The sequence below is a fragment of the Sinorhizobium fredii USDA 257 genome (assembly GCF_000265205.3).
GTDB lineage: Bacteria > Pseudomonadota > Alphaproteobacteria > Rhizobiales > Rhizobiaceae > Sinorhizobium > Sinorhizobium fredii_B.
In genome coordinates this window covers 4,957,162-4,972,945 of the sequence record NC_018000.1, presented here as the reverse complement: position 1 = coordinate 4,972,945, position 15,784 = coordinate 4,957,162, and the positions used below count along the sequence as shown (strand labels likewise).

17 protein-coding genes and 1 tRNA gene are annotated in these 15,784 nt (G+C 58.4%); 12 read left to right on the top strand and 6 right to left on the bottom strand.

What is annotated here, in order from left to right; genetic code table 11:
- Nucleotides 1–15 precede the first annotated feature (15 nt).
- Nucleotides 16–474 carry a M50 family metallopeptidase gene (locus USDA257_RS38855; protein ID WP_080605675.1) on the top strand — a complete coding sequence of 153 codons (459 nt, stop codon included), beginning with the start codon at nucleotides 16–18 and terminating at the stop codon, nucleotides 472–474.
- A gap of 676 nt (nucleotides 475–1,150) precedes the next feature.
- Here USDA257_RS38855 and USDA257_RS23315 read toward each other — a convergent pair.
- Complete coding sequence (locus USDA257_RS23315; protein WP_014765453.1) at nucleotides 1,151–1,426, bottom strand: DUF5334 family protein; 276 nt, start codon at nucleotides 1,424–1,426, stop codon at nucleotides 1,151–1,153.
- Nucleotides 1,426–1,518 (bottom strand): YHYH domain-containing protein, encoded by a 93-nt coding sequence (locus tag USDA257_RS38590; protein ID WP_223843467.1) that lies wholly within the window; start codon nucleotides 1,516–1,518, stop codon nucleotides 1,426–1,428. The genes USDA257_RS23315 and USDA257_RS38590 overlap by 1 nt, the downstream gene beginning before the upstream one ends.
- Nucleotides 1,519–1,673: 155 nt before the next feature.
- Here USDA257_RS38590 and USDA257_RS23310 point away from each other — a divergent pair, with 155 nt between their 5' ends.
- The 10 genes from USDA257_RS23310 to USDA257_RS23270 all read left to right on the top strand — a co-directional run bounded on the left by USDA257_RS23310 (nucleotide 1,674) and on the right by USDA257_RS23270 (nucleotide 9,600).
- A complete protein-coding gene (locus USDA257_RS23310) occupies nucleotides 1,674–2,111 on the top strand; it encodes a hypothetical protein (protein WP_014765452.1) in 438 nt (145 codons plus the stop codon).
- Nucleotides 2,108–2,794, top strand: coding sequence for a hypothetical protein (locus tag USDA257_RS33085; RefSeq protein WP_014765451.1), 687 nt, complete (start codon nucleotides 2,108–2,110; stop codon nucleotides 2,792–2,794). The genes USDA257_RS23310 and USDA257_RS33085 overlap by 4 nt, the downstream gene beginning before the upstream one ends.
- 125 nt (nucleotides 2,795–2,919) lie before the next feature.
- Nucleotides 2,920–3,576 (top strand): thermonuclease family protein, encoded by a 657-nt coding sequence (locus tag USDA257_RS23300; protein ID WP_014765450.1) that lies wholly within the window; start codon nucleotides 2,920–2,922, stop codon nucleotides 3,574–3,576.
- A 238-nt stretch (nucleotides 3,577–3,814) separates the two neighbouring features.
- Nucleotides 3,815–4,081 (top strand): hypothetical protein, encoded by a 267-nt coding sequence (locus tag USDA257_RS35650; protein WP_223843367.1) that lies wholly within the window; start codon nucleotides 3,815–3,817, stop codon nucleotides 4,079–4,081.
- Nucleotides 4,078–5,487, top strand: coding sequence for a His-Xaa-Ser system radical SAM maturase HxsB (gene hxsB, locus USDA257_RS23295; protein ID WP_014765448.1), 1,410 nt, complete (start codon nucleotides 4,078–4,080; stop codon nucleotides 5,485–5,487). The genes USDA257_RS35650 and hxsB overlap by 4 nt, the downstream gene beginning before the upstream one ends.
- Nucleotides 5,484–6,572: a His-Xaa-Ser system radical SAM maturase HxsC gene (hxsC, locus tag USDA257_RS23290; protein ID WP_014765447.1), complete on the top strand. Its 1,089-nt coding sequence runs from the start codon at nucleotides 5,484–5,486 to the stop codon at nucleotides 6,570–6,572. Before hxsB ends, hxsC begins: the two co-directional genes overlap by 4 nt.
- Nucleotides 6,569–7,135 carry a His-Xaa-Ser repeat protein HxsA gene (hxsA, locus tag USDA257_RS23285; protein ID WP_014765446.1) on the top strand — a complete coding sequence of 189 codons (567 nt, stop codon included), beginning with the start codon at nucleotides 6,569–6,571 and terminating at the stop codon, nucleotides 7,133–7,135. Before hxsC ends, hxsA begins: the two co-directional genes overlap by 4 nt.
- Nucleotides 7,110–7,505 carry a TIGR03982 family His-Xaa-Ser system protein gene (locus USDA257_RS23280; RefSeq protein ID WP_080605674.1) on the top strand — a complete coding sequence of 132 codons (396 nt, stop codon included), beginning with the start codon at nucleotides 7,110–7,112 and terminating at the stop codon, nucleotides 7,503–7,505. The genes hxsA and USDA257_RS23280 overlap by 26 nt, the downstream gene beginning before the upstream one ends.
- Nucleotides 7,489–8,739, top strand: coding sequence for a His-Xaa-Ser system-associated MauG-like protein (locus tag USDA257_RS23275; RefSeq protein WP_080605673.1), 1,251 nt, complete (start codon nucleotides 7,489–7,491; stop codon nucleotides 8,737–8,739). Before USDA257_RS23280 ends, USDA257_RS23275 begins: the two co-directional genes overlap by 17 nt.
- Nucleotides 8,740–8,778: 39 nt before the next feature.
- Nucleotides 8,779–9,600: a hypothetical protein gene (locus tag USDA257_RS23270; protein WP_048657429.1), complete on the top strand. Its 822-nt coding sequence runs from the start codon at nucleotides 8,779–8,781 to the stop codon at nucleotides 9,598–9,600.
- Nucleotides 9,601–10,627: 1,027 nt separating this feature from the next.
- Here USDA257_RS23270 and USDA257_RS23265 read toward each other — a convergent pair.
- The 4 genes from USDA257_RS23265 to xylF all read right to left on the bottom strand — a co-directional run bounded on the left by USDA257_RS23265 (nucleotide 10,628) and on the right by xylF (nucleotide 14,309).
- Nucleotides 10,628–10,704: transfer RNA gene (locus USDA257_RS23265), tRNA-Arg, on the bottom strand.
- A gap of 207 nt (nucleotides 10,705–10,911) precedes the next feature.
- Nucleotides 10,912–11,697, bottom strand: a complete 786-nt coding sequence (locus USDA257_RS23260; RefSeq protein WP_014765443.1) for an ATP-binding cassette domain-containing protein — start codon at nucleotides 11,695–11,697, stop codon at nucleotides 10,912–10,914.
- Nucleotides 11,698–11,712: 15 nt separating this feature from the next.
- Complete coding sequence (locus tag USDA257_RS23255) at nucleotides 11,713–13,062, bottom strand: sugar ABC transporter permease (protein WP_014765442.1); 1,350 nt, start codon at nucleotides 13,060–13,062, stop codon at nucleotides 11,713–11,715.
- 209 nt (nucleotides 13,063–13,271) lie between these two features.
- Nucleotides 13,272–14,309 (bottom strand): D-xylose ABC transporter substrate-binding protein, encoded by a 1,038-nt coding sequence (gene xylF, locus USDA257_RS23250; RefSeq protein WP_014765440.1) that lies wholly within the window; start codon nucleotides 14,307–14,309, stop codon nucleotides 13,272–13,274.
- A 232-nt stretch (nucleotides 14,310–14,541) separates the two neighbouring features.
- On the opposite strand from xylF, the gene USDA257_RS23245 reads away from it, so the two are divergent.
- A complete protein-coding gene (locus USDA257_RS23245) occupies nucleotides 14,542–15,753 on the top strand; it encodes an ROK family transcriptional regulator (protein WP_014765439.1) in 1,212 nt (403 codons plus the stop codon).
- The last annotated feature ends 31 nt before the right edge of the window (nucleotides 15,754–15,784 follow it).

Here is a 15,784-nt window from a genome sequence, read left to right as displayed (position 1 = left end):
TGACGGTGGCCGGTTATGGTTAACATTTCGTTAGCACAACAGTGTAGGTGTGGCACCTTGCTTGGGTGTCGAGGAGGCTGCTCGACAGGAAATACAATTTTGCGCTCTGCGGCATTTCAAAGCCGCCCTGTCTTGTGCCGGTCCTCATTCGTGGTCGGGATCATCGTATCGGTGTTCGCCCATGAATCGGGTCATGCCTTGATGGCCCGGCGGCTGGGGCTAAAGCCCGTACTCATCAAGCTTCATTCGGGTGGTGGCGAAGCTATTTGGGAGGGGGACAACTGGACGCGTACACAAGATCGGCTGATCACAATAGCTGGGCCATGCATCAACATTATACTCGGAACGGCTTGCCTCGCCGTCTATGCGCTCTTTCTTCGTGATGCATCAAGCGCCTTCCAGCCCTCGCTGGGGCGGCCCTGGCTCACACCGCCACCAATGGCCGATCCCCCTTTGTTTCGAGCTTTGAATTGATTGGGCTGGATCAACATAATTCTGGCTGCCGTCAATCTTCTCCCCGCGTTTCACCCTAGACGGCGGGCGTTTGCTGTTCAGCGTGATCGAGAAGCATTCGGGGGCGCGACGGGCGACGTTTTGGGTCGGACTCCTCGGGACCATATTGGCGCTTTTTGCAAAGTTCGTTTTTGTCGGCGGCATCCTGATGGACATGGTCATTTGGTCACCGCCGCATCTCTCACCAAATTGGCGAGCAATTCGCAACTCTCGCAGACAGGCAACCAACAGAATTACGCCCCCGGGGGACGGAGCACCGTCATCCAACTCGGGGGAAGGAACGCTGAACAAAGAGAACGGTAGGAGAACGCCTTTTTTCGCCTACGCAAAGGGAAATCAGCGAGACCTCGCGGTCGCGCCCCTCGCTGCGAAGCTGCACTACTAGGCTGCAGGTAGGCTTGGCTGGGCGGTGGGCAATGGCAGGTGGCTCGATCCATTGCTGGCGTAGGACCTCGCGCTATCGCGAAGCTCCCTTGCGTGGAGCAAGATCACGCGTCGTGCAGCCATTCGGGCTAGGCGGCAGATCGGTGGCGGAGTTGGATACGGAAACCCCATCTGCCGAACCTCCGGACTGCCCAGGGACCAAGTCGGGCGGCGTCTCCGACCAGAGCGACGCCGCCCCGCAGCACTTCGGTTGCTAATCTTCCATTTCGAAAGTCCGATACTCGCCACTTTTGGAGTCGTAGACTTCAACCTCGACAGACCCGCCACTGTCCTGGATCGACTGAACTTCGACGTCCCGATACTCGGCAGAGCCCCAGTCGTAGATTTCGATGTTCTGGCCGGGTCTGACCAGGTTGCCCTTGCCAATCTCGACAGAGTCACCTGTGTTGCTATCAACGCCATCCCAGGCGAGTAGAGGACTCGAAAAAACCAGCGGCACGATGAGAGCTGCAAACGAGACGCAACGCACTAGTGGCAATGGTATCCCCCTCTTTTTCGGTCGTTGTGACAACCATTCTCATCTGTTCCGCCACTATGAGCGTACGCCTGAACCAAGCCCATGAACATCGAGACAACAAGTGCCACGGCAATCGTAATCTTTGAATGCAAGTTACCCTCCCACCCCTAGAAACAACCATAACTTTCATCAATGAGGTTGTTTCGTCAAGGTGTTTTGAACTATGGGTTTAATTAGAAGTGAATTGTGAGTGTCAGAAATGCTGTTCAGAAACCTGAGTCTTTGGGCCATTTGCCTCGTTTGCGCATCGGCACCGGCGATGGCTCAGTCTATGTCGGGAGTCACGATTGGCAGCGACAGGGCGGCCCTCAACCAGCTTGGAATAAAGCCGACTTCCACGCAGGCGATGGGTCCACACACCTCCGTGAAATTTCACCTGCCGGGTGGAAACGAGCTTTCGGCAACGTTTCTACGCTCCACCGGCAAGATCGTCTATCTTGAGACGGACTGGGGCGGCGAGCCTGGGGGTGCATTCTCGGACTTCGAGGAATTGAAGTACGGTCACACGTCGCTCGCAGATATCCGGCGGCACTTCGGCCACAACGGCATGATGTTTGATGCCAGGCAGGGCGTGTCGATGTTGCCCGACGGTGGTGTGGCTCTCTTCATTCCTACGAAATATCGGGAAGTGATGTGATCGCCACCTTCGTGACGACGATTTCGGCCGCCGCGCTTGCCGAGCTGCAGGCAAGGCACGGGAACGAGAAACTAAGTGATCACATCGGGCCAGCAGCGAAGCTGAACGCGCTCATCCTTGCCGAACGAAACTATGTCGACACGATTTGGGGTGCAAAGAAAATCTACGACCAAGGCTACGCTCCTATCATTTGGGGAGCTGCCCAAAGTGGATCGGCCACTACCGAATCTAAGGCCGACGCCGACGTATTCCGACCGGATCAGTTCCCGATAACTGATATCTTCACCGGAAAAACAAAACTCCCTGACTTCAAAGGGCGAGACAAGGCGTTCAACAACTTCCGCACTCGTATTCGAAACGGGATGCAGGAGGGGCCGAACTTCGCAGGCGAGTATTCCGTCATTCAGATCGGGTGCGGAGCAGGATGCTCGTTCGTAATCGTGGGCAACAATCGAACCGGGCAGCCGTTGGATTTCCCGCGCGGGGGCGAGGACAATATGTACCTTACCCTGAAATATCAGCTCACCAGTAAGCTTATGATCGCCCAATGGGCTGATTACGATCAATCGACATGCTTTATCGAGCACTTCCAGTTTGATGGTTCGAACTGGACTGCCTTGGCAAAGCGCGACGTCGGGCCGGTCGAGGCCTGTTATAACGAGATAAGGAAAAACCTCGATTAGCCAGCCGAGTCGCATTAGATCATTAGGTGCTTAATTGATTTCGTCGTTTCTTGGTCGCGGCGCTTGGCGATTTGCGGTTCTTAGGTCAGGCGCGACTTGACCCGGACGGGGAATTGAGAGTTGTAATGCGATACGCCTTAGCGTTGATTCTGTTCACACTGGTCAGCAGCCCTGTTTGGGCAACATCCTCTCCCCGTGTGGTCGACGGTGACACGATAGAGCTGAATGGAATCGTTTATCGCCTGCACGGGATCGACGCACCCGAGGCCGGACAGAAATGCAGCAAGCCAAACGGCAAAGCCTGGAATTGCGGCAAGGCTGCCATTTCAGCTCTCGAAGGGCTTATTCTTGGGCAAACAGTCAATTGCGATGATCGTGGGCAAGACGGCTACGGCAGAACAATCGCTGTCTGCAAGGTCGGAGGCGACGACATAAACGCAACTATGGTTGCGACTGGTCACGCTTGGGCGTTTCGCAAATATTCCAATGACTACGTCGGTCTCGAAGAGGAGGCGCACCAGAAGCATATCGGCATTTGGATTACCGAGCAGCAGACACCGCCTTGGGATTACCGTGCTGAAAAGTGGGCGGTCGCACAGCAGGAAGCACCTGACGGTTGCCCGATTAAGGGAAACATCTCCGAAAACGGTCACATTTACCATACGCCGTGGTCGCCTTGGTACAAGAAGACCAAAGTGAACGTCGAGCAGGGTGAGCGCTGGTTCTGTGACGAAGCGGAGGCGATTAAGGCCGGTTGGCGTGCGCCATACTGGGGACGGTAACTCAGTGCGAAAGTGAAGCGTTTCGGCGGCGGATAAGAAATCGTCGACGAAAGCTCGTCGCATTCGGCTTCCTAACCAGTCGCCAGGGGATCGCCAGACAGTCGAAGCCCGCCCCGAAGCGCAACTATTGACTGCACGACGCCAGATCAATTATATTGCTGATTGCGCCGATCAAAACTCTTGCGTGAACGATCCCGTTGGCACAGGTTGTGGCTTGCTGCTAGGTGGGAGGCTGGCTATGGGGGATCGATCTGGTAAACATCGTTGCGATGTGGCTGTTGGACCTGCTTTCCGGGCCCATATCAGTGATGCGATACACCGTTTTTCATATCTGCATCCTTCCGTCGAAATTGAGGTCGGCCCGGAAGTAATCTCTCTTTTCGCCGACTCCCGCCATGTCGGCGATCTGGTCCGCGATCTCCATTTCGCTCTTTACAGACAAAAAATCTACGCTGAGACGCTGCCGCTCCGAAAAGCTCTTATTGAGGGTGTGATGGGCCGGTGACTGTTTTTCCGCTGAAATTCAAACCCTCCGACGACGGCGCATTGTTTTTCGCCGATGACGCAGGCGGGTTCTTCAAGTCCGATCTGGCGTTTCTACGGCGCTACATCGAAGACCGGCTAAATTCCAACGATGAACGGTTCCTTGAAGAGAACGGGCATAGCTTCAGGGAGGCCGATGATCTCGCGTACACCGGATTTGCATACCGGTGGGCCAATCGGCTCTACGCGGCGATGGAAACAGACTATGTCATTCTTGTTCCGACGCTCCGCTGCAATCTCGCTTGCGGTTATTGCCAGGTCTCCCGCGTCAACGAGAACACGCCCGGTTTCGATTGGGACGAATCTACCTTGGCCGCTGTTCTTCTATTTCTTGATGGCCTGACGACGACCAGGTTGAAAGTCGAGTTCCAGGGCGGCGAGCCCCTCCTGAAACTAGAGATGCTGAAACGTGTGCGGGATTTCTGTCGCCAGCGTTTCGAGCACACGGAATTCGTTGTCTGCACAAATCTGCAAGTCGTGAGCGACGAGGCTTGGTCATTCTTGTCGGAGCCGGATACGTTCATCAGCACGTCGCTCGATGCAAATCCTCAGGTTCATCAGCGTCAGCGCACCGTGACGGCCGAGAAGACGCAAGAGTTCCTCAGCAATCTACGGCATGCCGTCGATAAGCTCGGGACTGCGAAGGTGTCCGCGCTTCCGACACTTGACGTGCGCAATCTACCCGAGCCGAGTTCAATCATCGAAGCCTTCACGCTGTTCGGCTTGCGCTCGATTTATTTGCGACCAGTGAACTTTCAGGGCTTCGCGCGTAAGCGATTTACCGCCTGGGATTCGGCCGCTGATTGGAACGCTTATCACTCTGCCTTCATCGACGCCCTTGTCGAATACAATTGGACTTCTGCCGAGCCGGTCGAAGAATACTACTTCGTCCACTGCCTACGCCGGGTGTTGAGAGCTGGGCACAACGGCCACACCGACCTCCGGAACCCGAACATCCTTGGCGACAGTTATCTTGTCGTGGACTACGACGGCACATTTTACCCCACCGACGAAGCTCGAATGGTGACGCGTGTCGGCCAGTTCGACCTCTCGATGGGCAACGTGCAAACAGGTCTCGATAGAACTGCTCTCGACAGCCTCAATGCGGAGGCGTCAAATAACTTCCATCCTGACTGTGTACACTGTCCGTACCAAGCGTTCTGCGGTGTCGACCTTATTGACGACCTCTCCCGCTATGGGCGCATTGACCTGCCGAAACATCTGACGGATTTCTGCCAACGGCACACGCATATCTTCGATAAGGTCTTCGAGTTGATCTATTCGGCCGATCCGAAGGTTCAGAAGTCCTTGGCAATTTGGGCTGGCATTCCCGAGTATGAGCCCGCACTGGCGAAGGTTCACAGATGATCGACCTCCGATTGAAAGTCGATCCGTTACCTATTGTCGAACCGTTGGTGCTTCGCTTGTGCGAGCGCGACCGATCCGAACATTCTGAACATGACGCTCATCTGATTGGGCGCGAGACCGGCTGTCGTGAGTATGAGTATCTTGGGTTTTCCGTTCGAATTCATGCCAGCGATGAGCTGCCGCTGGATGGTGACGTGTTGATGATTCTGCCGGGCCAACCGAGTGCTCACAGGCTCATTCGCGCAACATCGATGCACAACACGCTGCTGATCACCGAGCAATGCGATCAGCTCTGCGTCATGTGCTCGCAGCCACCGAAGAAGCATCACCTGGATTTCTTCGACCAATTCGCCATCGCCGCGAAGTTGGCTCCTTCTGGTGCTTACATCGGAATATCCGGGGGCGAGCCGCTTCTCCATAAGGCGCGGCTGTTCGAGTTCCTCGCATCCTCCGCCGTCGCTCGGCCCGACTTGCGCTTCCATGTTCTGACCAATGCGCAGCATTTGGAAGCCGAAGACATGAAGCGCCTCGATGAAATTGGCCCGGAACGCGTGCTTTGGGGCATCCCCCTCTATGCTTCGGATTCGAAGCTACACGACGAGATCGTGGGCAAACGGGGCGCGTTTCACCGTCTGGAACGCAACCTCGCTTTCCTGATGCGCGCTGGAGCATCGGTCGAGCTGCGCACCGTGGTAATGCAACAGAACTGGGGCTTTCTACCGGACTTGGCGAACTTCGTCGCCAACCGGCTCCCGTTTGTCTCCGTATGGGCGCTGATGCAGCTCGAACGCATTGGCTATGGCAGAATGAACTGGCGCAACACCTTTAAAGACACATCCACCGAGTTCAGCGCTCTGAAGTCGGCGATCAACATGGCCGTAGCTAAAGGAGTGGAGGTCGCGCTGTATAATTTTCCTCTCTGCTCGGTGCCCCCGGATTACCGACAGTTCGCGCCATCAACAATTTCCGACTGGAAAAGGAAATTTCTTCACGTATGCCGAGAATGTTCCTCGCGTTCTGCTTGTGGCGGTTTTTTCGAATGGTACAGTCACGATGAGGGGTTTGAAGGGATTCGACCACTATGAAGAAGCGGCTGTTTGCAATTCCCTCGTTCCTGGCGGCAGGATTTCTGCCCGCCAAGGCTGATGCTGTGTCGCCTGCAGGCGTAGTCGAGAAAAAGGACGCTCCAGCTTCCATATTCGAGCGCCTACACCTCAATCATATCTACAGCCTTGCCGCTCACCGCTCCCATTCGAGCCATCGCTCCCATTCGAGCCACAGGTCATCGAGCGGCGGTAGCTATGCTGCTCCAAGATATAATCGGAATATTACCAGCACTCCGAATACGACCATTCTGCCGAATAGCGGGCAGAACGTCTATCAAGCCACTCCCGATACACCTGTCTACCCGGCGGTGCCGGGCCAAAAACTAAAGGTTCTGCCGGGCAATACTGATAAGTTCCGTCAGATTGTCATCCAGGTCCAAACAGCACTATCCCTTTACGGCTACTATACCGGGACCATCGACGGGAGGATCGGCCCCGAGTCCAAAGTGGCGCTTGCGAAGATGCAGGAGGCATACGGGCTTAAAGTCACCGGCACGATTACACCGGAGGTGCTGAATGCGCTTGGCATCACGGCGGAGTAGCATCATTGGAGGTGTTGCGTTTTCCATCGGCGTTGTGGCCGGAATTGCTGCCGCGCCAATCTGGAAAATGATCCTGATGGCTTACGCGCAGCCATCGTTCGCAACACTGACGTTTAAATGTGACCACGCCATGCGGGAACATCTGGTGGCGAAGCAGGCTGTCGTACAGGAGCCCTCGGCGAAGACTGTTGCCCACGTCGAGGCGGCGGAGATCGCTCTCTTAGACTGTCAGGATTACGATCTCATGCGCAAACAACTTGTGCGTTGGGGCTTGTCCGAAAACGAGCTGAGTGAAATGTCCCTGAAGGCGGTCGAGGAACGCGCGGGTACCTTGCCGGACGTGGTGAGAATCCATGAAATCCGCTACTAAACTCGGCTGCTTCGCTATCGCCATTCTGCTTGCCTTACAAGCAAGCATCGTATTAGCCAACAACCTGCGAGAGCAGGTGCTGAGGGACGCCGCAAAACGGGCGGGCCTCGTCCCCGCTGATGCGACTCATGTAAGCGTGGACGATAAGCTCGTGGCGGCCGGAAAGCTCTTGTTCCAGTCGAAAAAAATGTCACTCGATCACGAGACAGCTTGCGCGACCTGTCATGTTGACCGTTTTGGATCAGCAGACGGTATCCCCAATGCGATTGGCACCGAGGGACATGGAGAGGGCGTCGAACGCTTGCTGGCTGGCGGCGACATCATTCCCAGGAATACACTGCCGTTTTGGGGACGAGGTGGCGTTGGGTTTGATGTGTTCTTTTGGGATGGGAAAGTCGACAAGTCATCGGGAACAGTCGTCAGCCAATTTGGTGACCTGAATCCTTCAGATGATCCGCTGGTGGTTGCTGCCCACCTGCCCCCTGTCGAAATCGGCGAAATGGTTACCGACAGCAAGGACAACGAGCCCCTTAAAACAGAAAACGTCTCGACGGCGGCAGCAGTCTACGATCAACTGCTGGACCGCTTGCTAAAGGACGATGAGATCAACTCGGCGCTCGTTGCGGCAACCGGAAAATCGGCCAATGAGATCGAGTTTCTTGATGTTGCATCTGCCATTGCGGCGTTCATTCGGGATAACTTCAAACTCCAATCGACCCGATTTCATGACTTCGTATTTGCCGACGGCAAGATGTCCGAACGGGAAAATGCGGGCGGCCTCATCTTCTACGGAAAAGCTCGGTGCTCGACCTGTCACAACGGGGCTTATTTCTCGGACTTGGAATTCCACGCAGTGCCGTTCCCGCAGAGTGGCTTTGGAAAGAACGGATTTGGCGTCGACTACGGCCGATTCAATGTGACGTTAAATCCGGATGACCGTTACCGGTTCCGGACGCCGCCGCTGTTCAATGTATCGAAGACCGCACCCTATTCTCACTCAGGGTCGATCATGAAGCTGGGAGACGCGATACGCGTGCACGTTGATCCGTTCGCAGTCTACGACCCCTCTCGCATGTCTGCCGTGCAGAGAGCCGAGTATTACCAGGCGCTGAAGGTTTGGTCGGATGAGCCGTTGGTCGGGGTGACGCTTGATGATGCAGAGATCGACGCGCTGACTGCATTCCTGAGGACGCTTGAATTCGACAGTGCGTCGCCGGTCCAAGTGAGCGACTAAGACATAAAATGTGAAGCGCCGCAATCGCAGGAGGGCCCGTTGAGGATACGCAAGGCAGTACTCTTCTCCATCACCGCTTTATTCGCGGCGACTGTTGGCGCAAAGGCGGCGGACTTCGAGATGCTCTTGTTTGGTCATCGGGTCATAGTTCTCGGCAGTGATACAGAACAGTTGTTGGAAGTGGATGGTCGCCAGGTGCTGAAGGAGGCGATCATTGACATCGACGAGGTGCATCTGATTTCGGGCACTCCCGTGGTAATTGGGAGCGCGTCGCCTGGAGGGAACGCATGCGAAGGCGCACCATTCATTATTTCGTTTCCGCCGAATGCAGCGCCTCGGATCGACGGACCACTGGATACTTGTTTTGTCGTCACGACGCATGCGACTCCGACGCAACTCTCTTTCTCAACAACTGCTATGCCAAATCGGCCGGGCGAACGATGGATGTGGAGCCTCGAAGGCGGCTTGAAACGAGTCGAGGGGCAAACCTTTTCGGCCGACACGTCGAAGGGCTGGGCGCAATTGCGTGAGAAAACCGCCTCTCACCCTGGCGATCTGCTGAAGTTTGGCGAAATTGCGGAACAGATCGACGCATTGCTTGGAGCCGATAAAGCATCTTTTAAAGACATCATAATGGGCGTCGGAAGTGGTGAATTCGACGGTGATTACTTCGCGGGTTCCGCCTGCACGCCCCATATGTGTTTTGAGCAGGAGGCAATATTGATTGCTTCCATAACAGAGCAGAAGGTCTATCTGGCCTGGAAGCCATCCGGTGAGAAAATCATCGTTCGTCCAGTAGTTAAGGACTGGCCAGAGAAGGCAAAGGTATTCCTCCGGAACTGGGCGTCAAAGTGGAAATAGCACCCATCTTTCGCCCATCTCTAGCAATAAACGTCTGATTTCATCGATTTACCTCAAGCCAACGGCAGAATGAAATCTATTGCCTTTGTCGCAGGTCCCTGATCCGGTCATCGTCACATCACCAGAAGATGGCGATCAAAATCATCAGGACAACGCAGCCGATAAGCGCCTGAAGACTGGAAGCAATTACACCCGGCTTTTCCGTCTCGGGAGCTTTCGAGCGTGACTTATTCGATTTTTTTGACGCACCTGTCGGCCCGACCCGAATTCCACCAGCAGAGGCGGAGCAGCGATTGTTGTCCGGGGCTGACTGCGGTTGGACGCAAATCGGAAGGGCACCGATCTGGTATTGCCGCAGCAATGGACGCACGTTTCGACTGAAGCTGACGCACGGCAAACGGTGGGAAAGGCACCGAATTAGCGGGTTGTCGGCCGAAGAAAAAGGGAAGCTCATCGGAACAAATGGCGGGCGCGGCGATGCGACTAAGGCAGTGGCGCAAATCGCATATTTACCGGAGTCACGATTTTAGGCTTTGGTACCCGCCTGAGGGCAACGAGCATTGTGGCCTCGCAACCGGCGCGGACTGACTGCGACTCTTAGCGAGGTGTCCTGCCGGGACCAACACGGAACTTGCCGGGCGGTATCTGCGATGCGGCAGCATTTGGAGCGACAGCGGTCAAAAGCCCCATCACCTGTCCCCGGCTGTTGACCGAACTCAGCGGGGCCGACAATGGCTGAGAAGCACGGTGAGGCGATCCTCTTTCCTCGGAGGTGAGCACTCGATTGCGGCGGCAGTGCTGCGGCGTCGCGCGTCGCAGGGACAAACCTAACGGTACAATCGTACCAAATAAGCGGCCGTAGCGACAAACCATAAGAGCTTTATCAGTCGGGTTCACGGCGGTTCCGGCGTCGCCAAGCGCAGGGATAAACCTATCGGCACAAGCAACCCTGGCCAATCGCCACCAGCGACGAATCATAGGAGCGCTTTCACAAGACCGCGGCAAGTGTTTGTTTTGTCCGGCATTTTGGCGCACCCGACAGGATTCGAACCTGTGACCTTTGGAATCGGAATCCAACACTCTATCCAGCTGAGCTACGGGTGCATCCGTTGGCGGCATGGCCGCCGAAGCAGGCTGTAGCGGTTCTTAGCCTAGCTTGCGTGCCGCTTCAATGGTCAATTGCAAGAGATTGTGGGGGAAACGCGCTTTCCGCTTCGCGGCTGTGCTTGAAGCGCATCGCTCGCCGGTGCGCGCGGGTCAAGAAAAAAGCCGCATCCGGGGATGCGGCATTGCTTATGCACAGACGATTGCTCAAGCCATCTGCATGGCGCCGGGGCCGGGGATCGCTTTCGCCGGTACCTTGCCCATGATGATCATGCCGAGCACCTCGTCCTTGGTGACGTCCTCGGTGCGGGCGTGGCCGACGACCTGGCCGTTCTTCATCACCGAGACGCGGTCGGCGAGGTCGAAGACATCGTGGATGTCGTGGCTGATCAGGAAGATGCCGATGCCCTCGCGTTTCAACTGCTTGATGAGTTCGCCGACCTGGGCCGTCTCCTGCGGCCCGAGTGCTGCCGTCGGCTCGTCCATGATCAGGATGCGGGCGTTGAAGAGGATGGCGCGGGCGATCGCCACCGATTGCCGCTGGCCGCCGGAGAGCGCCTTCACCGGTTCCTTGAAGCGCTGGAAGTTGGGGTTGAGGCGGCCCATCACCTCGCGCGCCTTCGCCTCCATCGCCACGTCGTCGAGTGTTCCCCAGGGGGTGCGGAGTTCCCGGCCGAGATAGAGATTGGCGGCGGCATCGACATTGTCGGCGACGGCGAGGGTCTGGTAGATCGTCTCGATGCCGTATTTCTTGGCGTCGCGCGGATTGTGGATGTCGGCCGCTTCACCATTGATCAGGATCTCGCCGGCATCGCGCCGGTAGGCGCCGGAGAGAATCTTGATCAGCGTCGACTTGCCGGCGCCGTTGTGGCCGAGCAGGGCCACGACTTCGCCGGGGTAGAGATCGATGGAGGCATTGTCCACGGCATGGATGCCGCCGAATGAGATGGAAATGTTTTTCATTTCCACGAGCGGAGTGCGGTGTTCAGTCATCGTTCGAACTCCTTCTTACTTGGCGCGGGCGCGGTAGACGGTGTCGAGCCAGACGGCGACGACGAGGACCACACCGACGACGATGCGCTGGAACGGCGAGTCGATGCCGAGCAGCACCATGCCCGATTGCAGTGATTGCATGACGAGCGCGCCGATCATGGCGCCGGCTATGGTCCCGACACCGCCGCCGAGCGAGGTGCCGCCGATGACGGCCGCGGCGATCGTGTAGAGCTCGTCGAGTTCCCCTTGCGCATTGGTTGCCGCGTTGAGACGCGCCGTCGAGATCGCCGCGGCGATGGCGCAGAGCACGCCCATCAGCATGAAGATCTTGACGGTGACCCAACGCGTCTTGATGCCGGCGAGTTCAGCCGCTTCGGGGTTGCCGCCGAGCGCGAAGACGTAACGGCCGAAGCGGAGGCGGGTGGCGATGAAAGTCATGGCGATGCCGACGGCCACGGCGACCAGCACGGGAATGGCGATGCCGTGCGAGATCTGCAGGCCGCCGTCGGGCCAGGCGATGCCGTTGGCATCGGCATATTTGCGGGCAATGTTGACCGGCCAGTAATAGTGGTTGGCAACCGCAATCGCGCCAAGCACCAGGACGCAGCCAAGGATTGCCAGGAAATACTCCGCCCAGACGGGACGCAACGGGAAGCCGAAGCGCTTGCGCTGTTTGCGCGAATTGAGGATGGCCCCGACGATGGCGATGCAGGCGAGAACGCCGACGATCCAGCTCGCCGTGGCGCCGATCGACCCCTCGGTGCCGCCGCCCATGAGGCGGAAGGTGGCGTCCATCGGCGCAACCGTCTGGCCGCTCGTCACGAACCAGGTGGCGCCGCGCCAGACGAGCAGGCCGCCAAGCGTGACGATGAAGGCGGGAACGTTGAGGAAGGCGATGATCGATCCCTGAAACGCGCCGATGGCGCCGCCGACCGCGATGCCGCAGGCCAGGGTGATCGCCCAGATGGCGGGGTGACCGAGCCCGAGATATTGCGGCAGCACCTGCGCCTGCAGAACCCCCATGGTCATGCCGCAGAAGCCGAGCACGGAGCCGACCGAAAGGTCGATGTTGCGGGTGACGATGATCAGCACCATGCCGGTCGCCATGACGGCGACGGATGAGGTCTGGACCGTCAGGTTCCACAGGTTGCGCGGCGTCAGGAACAGCCCGCCGGTCATCACCTGGAAGCCGAGCCATATGATGATGAGCGCGCCGACCATGCCGAGCAGCCGGGTGTCGATTTCGGTGGCGCGGAAGAAGCGTTTCACCGGGTTTTCGTCTGCCGTCCGGGCGCGGTTCGCATGGGCGCCCTGTGTCTGGTTGCCCTGTGTCTGGTTGACTTGTGTGATGTCGGCCATGGACATGCCTTCCCCCACTCATGTGTTCGATGTCGTCGCGTCGATGGCACAAAAAGCCGGTGGACGCGACAAGTCCGGTGACGGCGACGGGCGTCGATCGCTCATTGGATTGCTTCAGTGCAGCCTGTCGATCCGCTTCGCACCTCGCGCAAGCGCCGCAACGGGGTGCGTTGCGGCGCTCTCGACAATTTAGAGCTCAGCCCGGTCGCTGCGGCTTACTTGCACGCGGCGATGTCACCCTGGACGCCCTGGCAGGCTTCTTCCTTGGAAATCCAGCCGGCCTCGATGACGACGTTCAGGTTGTCCTTGGTGATCGGCAGCGGTGCGAGGAAGACCGACTGCATGGCGACGCCCTTCGGTCCGCCGTTGAAGGTGCTCACGCCGGCGACTTCTTCCATCTTCTTGCCGCTTGCCAGTTCGGCGGCGATCTCGGCGGCGCGCTTGCCGAGTTCGCGCGAGTCCTTCCAGACCGAAACGGTCTGCGTGCCGAGCGCAACACGGTTCAGTGCCGCCTTGTCGGCGTCCTGGCCGGAGACCGGAACCGAGCCGGCAAGGCCCTGCGCGTCAAGCGCTGCGATCGCGCCGCCGGCGGTGCCGTCGTTGGAGGCGACGACCGCGTCGACCTTGTTGTCGTTGGCGGTCAGGAACTGCTCCATGTTCTTCTGGGCGTTTTCCGGCTTCCAGCCGTCCGTATAGGCCTCGCCGACATTCTTGACCTTGCCGGCGTCGACGGCTTCCTTAAGCACCTCCATCTGACCGGAGAAGAGGAAGTCGGCGTTCGGATCGGAGGAGGAGCCCTTGATGAAGACGAAGTTGCCCTCCGGCTTCGCCTTGAACACTTCGCGGGCCTGCATGCGGCCCACTTCCTTGTTGTCGAAGGTGATGTAGAAGGCGGCCGGGTTCTCGATCAGGCGGTCGTAGCCGACGACCGGAATGCCCTCGGCGGTGGCCTTTTCGATCGCCGGGGCGATCGCGTCGGAATCCTGCGCCAGCACGATCAGCGCGTTGGCGCCCTGGGCGATCAGCGATTCGATGTCGGTGAGCTGCTTGGCAGCCGAAGACTGTGCGTCAGCGGAAATATATTTGTCGCCGGAGGCTTCAAGTGCGGCCTTGATGGCGGCCTCGTCGGTTTTCCAGCGCTCTTCCTGGAAGTTCGACCAGGAGACGCCGACAACGAGGTCCTTGGCGACTGCTGCGGAATGCATGGACGCGATGATGGCAGCCCCTGCCATCAGCTTCAAAATGGATTTCATTCTATCCTCCCAAGTGGCTACGCCGCGCGCACGAACCTCCCGCACGCATCCCCAACGAGCCGTGAATTGCTGTCGCAAACCTCGCCGCCGCTCCTGCACGGCTTTTTTCTCGACAGTCGAGAAAATAAATGTCAGAGTTTTAGAAGGCTGTCAACAAGGCCTTGTTTCGCCATTCAACAGGGGCTTGAGAGGGCAGGTGATCACGCAATCCGCCAAGGCCAGGGACGTGTAAATGCTGACCAAATCCAGCACCGAAGTCGTGCGTCAGCAAAACAGCGCCCTGGTGCTTTCGGCGCTTCGGCGAAGGGGTCCGCTCTCCCACACGGAAATCGCCGAGCAGACCGGTCTCGCCTCGGCGACCATCTCGGTCATCACGGCGGAACTGGAGCGATCGGGGACGATCGCCAAGACCGAGCAGCATGTGCAGGGCGGCCGGGGGCGGCCACGCGTCCTTTTTGCGCCGCGACGGGACTGCAGCTACGTGATCATCGTGCGCATCTCCTCCGACATCGTCCAATATTCGCTTGCCGATTATGGCGGCGTGCTGCTCGATCGCTTCGAGGAGGCGCGCGGCCGCGACGCCGGCGGCACGGCGGCCTTCGGACAGGTTTTCGTCGCGGCGCTCGAGCGTCTGCTGCAGCGCACGCGCATCGCCAAGGACCGGGTGCTTGCCATTTCCATCAGCAGCAAGGGGCTGGTGGCGGGCGACGGTGCGAGGCTCCTCTGGTCGCCGGTCTTCGGCAGTGAGGAGCTCGATTTCGTGAAGCTGCTCGGTGACGACTGGTGCGCCCGGATCATGCTCAGCAACGAGACTTTGCTCGTCGCCCAGGCGCTTGCGGCCAAAGCGGAGGAGAAGGGCGAGGCTTTCAAGGGGCTGGCGGCCATCTCGCTCGGCCACAGCATCGGTCTCGGCCTTGCCAGAAAGGGTCGGTCGGGCGAACTCGACGTTTCCGCGCCGAATTTCGGTCACATGCTGCACGCCGCGTCCGCCGGGCTCTGTCGCTGCGGCTCCTTTGGCTGCATCGAAGCTGCAGCCGGCTTCTACGGCATTCTGCGCGCCGCCTTCGAGGTGCCGTCCGATACGATCCCGGCGAAATTCGTGCCGCTTGCCGAAATGGACAAGGTCGCCGCCGGTGCGCGGCAGGGCCAGCGCATGCCCGGCTATGCCTTCCGCCAGGCTGGCATCGCGCTCGGCAACGGCATTTCCCGCCTCTTGAGTCTCTACGAGCCGATGCCGATCTTCGTCACGGGTCAGGGGACGCGCTACTTCGATCTCCTCCAGAAGGGCGTGGAGGAGGGGCTTGCGCAATCGCTGCAGGTGCGCCTCGAAGGCCTGCCGGAGATCACCGTGGTCGGCGACGAGCAGCGGCTTGTCTTCGACGGCCATGTCGACCGGGCTCTGAGCGCTATCGACAGCGATATCACCGCCGCCGGGCATGCCTGAGAGGGGACCTCACGGTCAAACATTTCGAGGC